This window comes from Microcystis sp. LEGE 08355 (assembly GCF_015207185.1).
GTDB lineage: Bacteria > Cyanobacteriota > Cyanobacteriia > Cyanobacteriales > Microcystaceae > Microcystis > Microcystis panniformis.
In genome coordinates this window covers 1-5,767 of sequence record NZ_JADEXI010000294.1, presented here as the reverse complement: position 1 = coordinate 5,767, position 5,767 = coordinate 1, and the positions used below count along the sequence as shown (strand labels likewise).

The 5,767-nt window shown below is 40.0% G+C and carries 9 protein-coding genes; 5 read left to right on the top strand and 4 right to left on the bottom strand.

Annotated features, from left to right (window positions below):
- Positions 1-60 precede the first annotated feature (60 nt).
- The 4 genes from IQ242_RS15050 to IQ242_RS15035 all read left to right on the top strand — a co-directional run bounded on the left by IQ242_RS15050 (position 61) and on the right by IQ242_RS15035 (position 1,709).
- Positions 61-240, top strand: coding sequence for a hypothetical protein (locus tag IQ242_RS15050; protein WP_228021018.1), 180 nt, complete (start codon positions 61-63; stop codon positions 238-240).
- Positions 221-1,054, top strand: a complete 834-nt coding sequence (locus IQ242_RS15045) for a hypothetical protein (RefSeq protein ID WP_193960517.1) — start codon at positions 221-223, stop codon at positions 1,052-1,054. Before IQ242_RS15050 ends, IQ242_RS15045 begins: the two co-directional genes overlap by 20 nt.
- A 20-nt stretch (positions 1,055-1,074) precedes the next feature.
- Complete coding sequence (locus IQ242_RS15040) at positions 1,075-1,299, top strand: hypothetical protein (protein ID WP_193960516.1); 225 nt, start codon at positions 1,075-1,077, stop codon at positions 1,297-1,299.
- Positions 1,300-1,523: 224 nt separating this feature from the next.
- Positions 1,524-1,709, top strand: coding sequence for a hypothetical protein (locus IQ242_RS15035; protein ID WP_103672805.1), 186 nt, complete (start codon positions 1,524-1,526; stop codon positions 1,707-1,709).
- 336 nt (positions 1,710-2,045) lie between these two features.
- On the opposite strand, the gene IQ242_RS15030 is transcribed toward IQ242_RS15035, so the two are convergent.
- The gene (locus IQ242_RS15030; RefSeq protein ID WP_193960515.1) at positions 2,046-2,903 is read right to left on the bottom strand and encodes an IS5-like element ISMae4 family transposase; all 858 of its coding nucleotides are present in this window, start codon (positions 2,901-2,903) and stop codon (positions 2,046-2,048) included.
- 141 nt (positions 2,904-3,044) lie between these two features.
- On the opposite strand from IQ242_RS15030, the gene IQ242_RS15025 reads away from it, so the two are divergent.
- Positions 3,045-3,695: an isoprenylcysteine carboxylmethyltransferase family protein gene (locus IQ242_RS15025; RefSeq protein ID WP_193960514.1), complete on the top strand. Its 651-nt coding sequence runs from the start codon at positions 3,045-3,047 to the stop codon at positions 3,693-3,695.
- Positions 3,696-3,789: 94 nt separating this feature from the next.
- Here the strand turns inward: IQ242_RS15025 and IQ242_RS15020 are convergent, their stop codons facing one another.
- The 3 genes from IQ242_RS15020 to IQ242_RS15010 form a co-directional block, all read right to left on the bottom strand.
- The gene (locus IQ242_RS15020; protein WP_193960513.1) at positions 3,790-4,389 is read right to left on the bottom strand and encodes a sigma-70 family RNA polymerase sigma factor; all 600 of its coding nucleotides are present in this window, start codon (positions 4,387-4,389) and stop codon (positions 3,790-3,792) included.
- Positions 4,390-4,405: 16 nt separating this feature from the next.
- Positions 4,406-5,176 carry a cysteine dioxygenase family protein gene (locus tag IQ242_RS15015; RefSeq protein ID WP_193960512.1) on the bottom strand — a complete coding sequence of 257 codons (771 nt, stop codon included), beginning with the start codon at positions 5,174-5,176 and terminating at the stop codon, positions 4,406-4,408.
- A 276-nt stretch (positions 5,177-5,452) separates the two neighbouring features.
- On the bottom strand, positions 5,453-5,647 hold the full coding sequence (locus IQ242_RS15010) for a DUF1830 domain-containing protein (RefSeq protein WP_193960511.1): 195 nt from the start codon (positions 5,645-5,647) through the stop codon (positions 5,453-5,455).
- Positions 5,648-5,767 lie beyond the last annotated feature (120 nt).

Genomic DNA, 5,767 nt, shown 5'->3' with positions numbered 1-5,767 from the left:
TCAGCTTGACAAGTTTTTGGAATTTTCTCGACTGAATCAAATTTTACTTTTAACCGAAGAATGACAACATCAGCTAAAATTTATGCCGACTTAAGGAAAAAAGGGACTCCTCTTGACGACATCGATCTCTTAATTGCAGGAGTAGCTATAGCGAATAATTTAGTATTAATTATCCATAATCAAAAGCATTTCAGTAAAATTGAAGGGTTAGAATTAGAAGATACCTCTAGGGACGATTAGAAAAAGTAAGAAAGTAAAAAGTGAGGTTCAAGAAATCGATGTCTGGTTTGAACCATTTAGCTCACCTCCTCCCACTGAGTTAGCTTTAGGATTACTTGGAAAAATGGCGGCTACTTCCTGTTTGTTTGAACCTTTCCGCAATCCCCCGACCGAGGTAGAGATTCGTAGTTGTTTGTCAAAGTTATACGCGGTTCATGGGGATGTCTTGAGAAAAGCGAAACGGTCAAACAAAACTCTGACGGTCGCAGAATTGCCTTTCTTATGGATTCTAACGCCCACCTTTTCAGCTAGAATGATTGAAGATTTCGGGACTCACAGCGATGAGAGTAATTGGTTAACAGGGGTTTACTTTTTAGCGAAGTCTCTCAAAGCGGGCATCATTGTCATTCATCAATTACCAGTAATTGAAGACACCTTATGGTTGAGGGTATTAGGTAAAGGAGGAACTCAAAAACGAGCAGTTGAAGAGTTAGTTGAACTGCCAGAACGCAATCCTTTTCGAGAGAATTTATTAGAAATTCTGGCCAACTGGCGCAAGAATTTAGAGTTGAGAGATAATTTAAGTACCGAAGGACAGGAGGACATCATGAACTTATCACCAGCTTATTTACAACAACGGGAAGAGTGGAAAATAGAAGAACGTCACTCTATGATAGCCAGTCTTCTGGAAGGACGCTTTGGCAGCCTAGATTCGGAATTATCTGGTCTGGTGGAACGGATCGCCCAACTTCCCATCTCGGAACGCACCGCTTTACTTCTTTCTTTAGCGAATTTATCCCGTGAAGAACTGCTACAAAGATTCAGGGAAAATTAAAACTCCAGCCCGTCCAAACCATGACAATTACTCCAAAATCAGAACAATTAAACAGCGATACTTTATTAGAGCAAGAGGCTAAAACCTTGAAGACTTCCTTTCCTTCTAACTCTTCGCCAAATAGTAAAGCTATTTTTCTGCAACAGGCAGGTGCTTTAAGCGATGATAGTTCTCTGTCCGACCTAAGAGATTCTATTTACCAAGCTAGGGGCCGTTCGGAAACTGACGATGATGTATCTTCTTGACACGGATACTTTAACTCATCTCCACTCAGGAGAGTTAACCAATCCAACCAATAAATCGAGTAGAAGGGCTTTCTGAAAAGTTATGGTCGATTCGATCGCATTTCTGTTATCCTATTCTTACCGTCATTAAAATAAGTAGGCATGGGCGATTTTTTGCTAACCGTATTAAGCATAGCAAGTTTATTTGCCGTCGGGAGCTATCCGTGGCGAGGGGCGATCGAGCCATGAAGATTCCTAAGTTACCCGATGAAGTCACCATACCGATCAACAGGAAAACTGTCTGGCTTTTCGGTTTGGGGGTGATCCTCTGGTCTTTATTCGTCGTAGCAATAAACGATCACTTTTTTAGGATTAACCAGATTATAGTTTATCCTGACGGTTCGAGGGAATATCGGGTCAATCCGAAGTGATTAATCCCTTTCGGCCTACTCTTAAAGGATGTCAAACATCTCTTAATTGTTAAGGTTAGATTTAAACTTCAGTAATTATTGTTTACCTTTAGTTAGAATAGAACTCTTGCAAATTAATTATATGTTATAATGATGGGTTAACTAATTTTCCCCAAAAAATTAGTTAATCAGTACATTCGTCCTGAATGAAAACTTGAAGTTTAACTTTTAACTCAAAACTCTTTAGAGCTGCTTTAATTTGGTTATCAAAACCTCTTTATTTAAGCGGCACAAACTATCTCAATTATAAAAATTGAGAATAAATTCTCCTTGACTTGATTAATCTTTAGGCAACTTTTAAGAAGCTGCTATACCTATCCCTAACTCACAGTTATAAATAGCCGCCAACAAGTTAACTCTTAAACTATATCTTCGACGACGATTCCGATATTTACAGGATAAGATTTTAAAGATTTTGAGTTTCCTATTTATAGGTTCAATGATAATCCTTTCTTTGGCTAAAGCCTTGTTATACTCTTTTTCTAACTCTGTTAATTTTCTATTTTTCGATTTCTTTTTCGGTGTATAACTATTACTATGGTATGCAGCTATTCCCTGATAACCACTGTCTTCTATGCTGGTAGTTAAAGGATGAAAACGAACTCGACTTTTTTTAAATAAACTAAAATCATGACCTCTACCTTTCCCACAAAAGACACAGATAATTTCCTCGGTATTTTGATCAGCTACTAATTGGGATTTTAAAGTATGATAACCTCTTTTACCCGAAAAAAAATCTTTCTGTTTCTTTTGGGGGCGTTCAATGGGAGTTTCCGTTACATCCATTACCGTTATGACCGGGATCTCTGCTTGATTGAGTAAAGCTTTTTTTCCTTTTAAACGGAAGTTTCCCGATTGTAAAAGCATTTTTTCCGTCTTATTTACAATCCGACATATAGTTGATTCTGATAGTTCCCAGCTTGTACCAATGTGAAAATATGTTCTATATTCTCGCCAATATTCTAACGTTACTAAAACTTGTTCTTCTATAGATAGTTTAGGTTTCGGTTCCCTTTTAGATGGTGAATTAGAGTCGGCTTCAACACTTTTTACTGATTCTACCATCTTTCTATAGGTTTGTTTATACACACCGAAACGGCGTTTGAATTGTTCATCTGATAAGTTTTGATAATCCATAATTTTGCTAATAAACATAGCAAAATTATAGATGATTTCCTGACCTAAGATCACATTTTATTCTTTTTTCCACTTCAATCTAAGAATTGAGAAAAAAGCAAAACCCTCCATTATACCATAAAAAAATTATGCAAGAGGTCTAATTAATTGAACTTTGAAATGAAGATAAAACACGCGATTAATTGCCATAAGTTCCTAACCTTTCTAATTATACTGGGCTTAATGGCTTTTTATAATAATTTTACGTCCCTCGCTTGGATATACCTTGCTCTACACGGAACTTACGGTATTATGTGGTTGATTAAAGATAGATTATATCCCGATCAACAGTGGGAAAAAGAAATATCGGTGACTATGGGAATATTTACTTTTATCATTCTCGGTTTATATTGGGCCGCCCCTTTTATTATTATTAGCCAGAAGGTGACGGCCACCGCTCCCTTAATATCCGCAGCCATAGCGATCAATATTATCGGGGTATTTCTCCATTACGGTAGCGATGCCCAAAAGTATTTTACCCTTAAATATAGGCAAGGGTTAATCACCGAAGGTTTTTTTAGTCGTTGTCGTAATCCCAACTATTTGGGAGAGATTTTAATTTATCTCGGTTTTGCCCTGTTAGCCCAACATTGGCTGCCTTTTCTGATTTTGGGTGGATTCATCGCCGGTGTCTTCATCCCCAATATGCTTAAAAAAGACCGCTCCCTTTCCCGCTATCCCGAATTCGACACTTACAAAGCTAACTCCGGATTGCTATTACCCAAGCTGATCAAATCTAGTCCAGATGCTCGTCAATCTCCTCAGTCCTAAGCATTAGGTATTTCTCGTAAAGATGACAAATGACTCCAAAAGTCTTAAAACTGGCAGTTATTTGAAGTTAAAGACTATTTATAACGATAATCCGCTAGAAAGAACCTTTCTCCTCTAAAATTTTGCCAAAAATCGTCTTCAACTTTTCTTTTGCTCTCTGTCCTCGTTTACGCATGGCCGCACAATTGACCCCGCCGCATTGACCCGTAATTTCTCCCCAGCTAAGTTCTTGCAGATAAAACAGTTCGATCAAACGAAAATCTTCAGGATGATCTAATTTTAATCTATGCAAAGCTTCATTCAGGGGTTGTTCGTATTTGTCCAAGAGGAGTTCACCGTCTGAAAGACGGGACTTTTCGACCAGAAGAGAGGGAAGTAAGCGAAGCTTGATTTCAATTCTAACGTGCTTAACGATAACGGACTTGGCCACCGCTTTACAATAGGCGAGAGGAGAATCGATTGTTCTCCCCCCCAGTATGTGTCGCTGAACGCGCCATAATACCTCGTTATAGATATCGTCGGCTTCGTATCTGTGTGTGAGGGAATAATGACGCAAAAGTTGATTAATATGAGCGATCATCCGACGATCAATGTCATCGTCGGGACGGTGTTGCCGGCAGATGTCGTACAGCCGATAGCGGCTCGTAACGACAAATAGGTATATTGCGGGAGAGAGAGTGATACTATCGCTCATATTCGATAATCCTAAATTAAGTTCGAGACAGAGTATTCAAGCGGTATTCCGACATATCCTTCAACATCACCAAGCAACCCCCCTTAATCTTTTCCTTTTTATGGCTCTCCTCGGATAAAGGCCGATTCCAGTGATCGTCCCGAAACCAGCGATCATCCCGAAACCCGACACCTTCATCTTGAAAGTTATCCACGGTGGCATCTCTCAAACGAATGTGAATCGTTTTTAGATTAATAGAGGTCGTGTTTGCGATTTTGTGACATTGGTGGCGATCAATCGTGATAATATCGCCGGCGGTAAAGTATTGTGGGACGGGGGTGGCCGCCGCTGGATCGACGGCAGGTTCCCACAGCCAATGTGTTAAGCGTCCTTCGAGGACGAGAATGGCATCGAGATCGTAACCGTGATGATGGATGTCCGTAGATTGACCGGGAAGCCAACCGATCGCATAAACGGTTAAAGACTCGCTTTTCGCGATCAGATTTCTCAAAAATTTTTGGGGATTGAAAATTATATAGTCCGATTCGCTAAAATATTGTTTGATATCGAAGATATGTCGGCAGAAATTTTTGACGATTTCGCTAAACTCGCTAAACTTTAAAGGTTCGCAAGGGTGAAGATTTAAATCGATAACTAGCTTTTGAATTGCTAAAATTTCTTGAATGACTTTTTCTTCGGGTACTTTTCCCTGCTCTAATTGCCATTCGATCAATTCATCAACTCGGTTGACCCAATCGAATAGCTCAGGATTGGAAAAAGACTTTTGGATAATATCCAGAACTTGCATCTCCTTTTCTTGATCAAAATCATCGTTTACTCGGCAAGAAGAGTACCTATAGACGATTTCGAGAATATCTTCTCGTTCGGGTCTGGGGCTAGACCCCCAATAAAATTTTCCGTTGGTTGAGGCCATATTACATACAGAAGTTTACGACACAGTGCGCGTTATTGTCGCGTTGACAAGATTTAGAGTACCGTCCCGACGGATTGTGACGGGCGGACGGCAATTTTTTCGGGGACAAAAGGATGGCGGTTCCGTCCCCGCTATTTCTCGATCGCCCGTTCAATCTATCAATCCCTCACAAGAAAGGCGATCACTCAATACCATCATGGCCATATCAGCAATATAGATATCGACATGACTATTGCGGTAAGCCTCGAATTTCAGTCGCTGACCAGCCGCAAGCGTTCGTTCGAGCCATTGCCCTTCTTCTATGACCCGGATAATTTGAAAGCGATCGCTCTCATTATCCCACATTCCGCACCCTCAACTGTCACATAAGCTGTCCCCCTCCAGAGACTTGAGTAAAAATACTTATCTGGTGAAGATTTTCTCGGTGGCCGTTAGGGGGGTCTTGAGACCCCTAATTATGAAAAA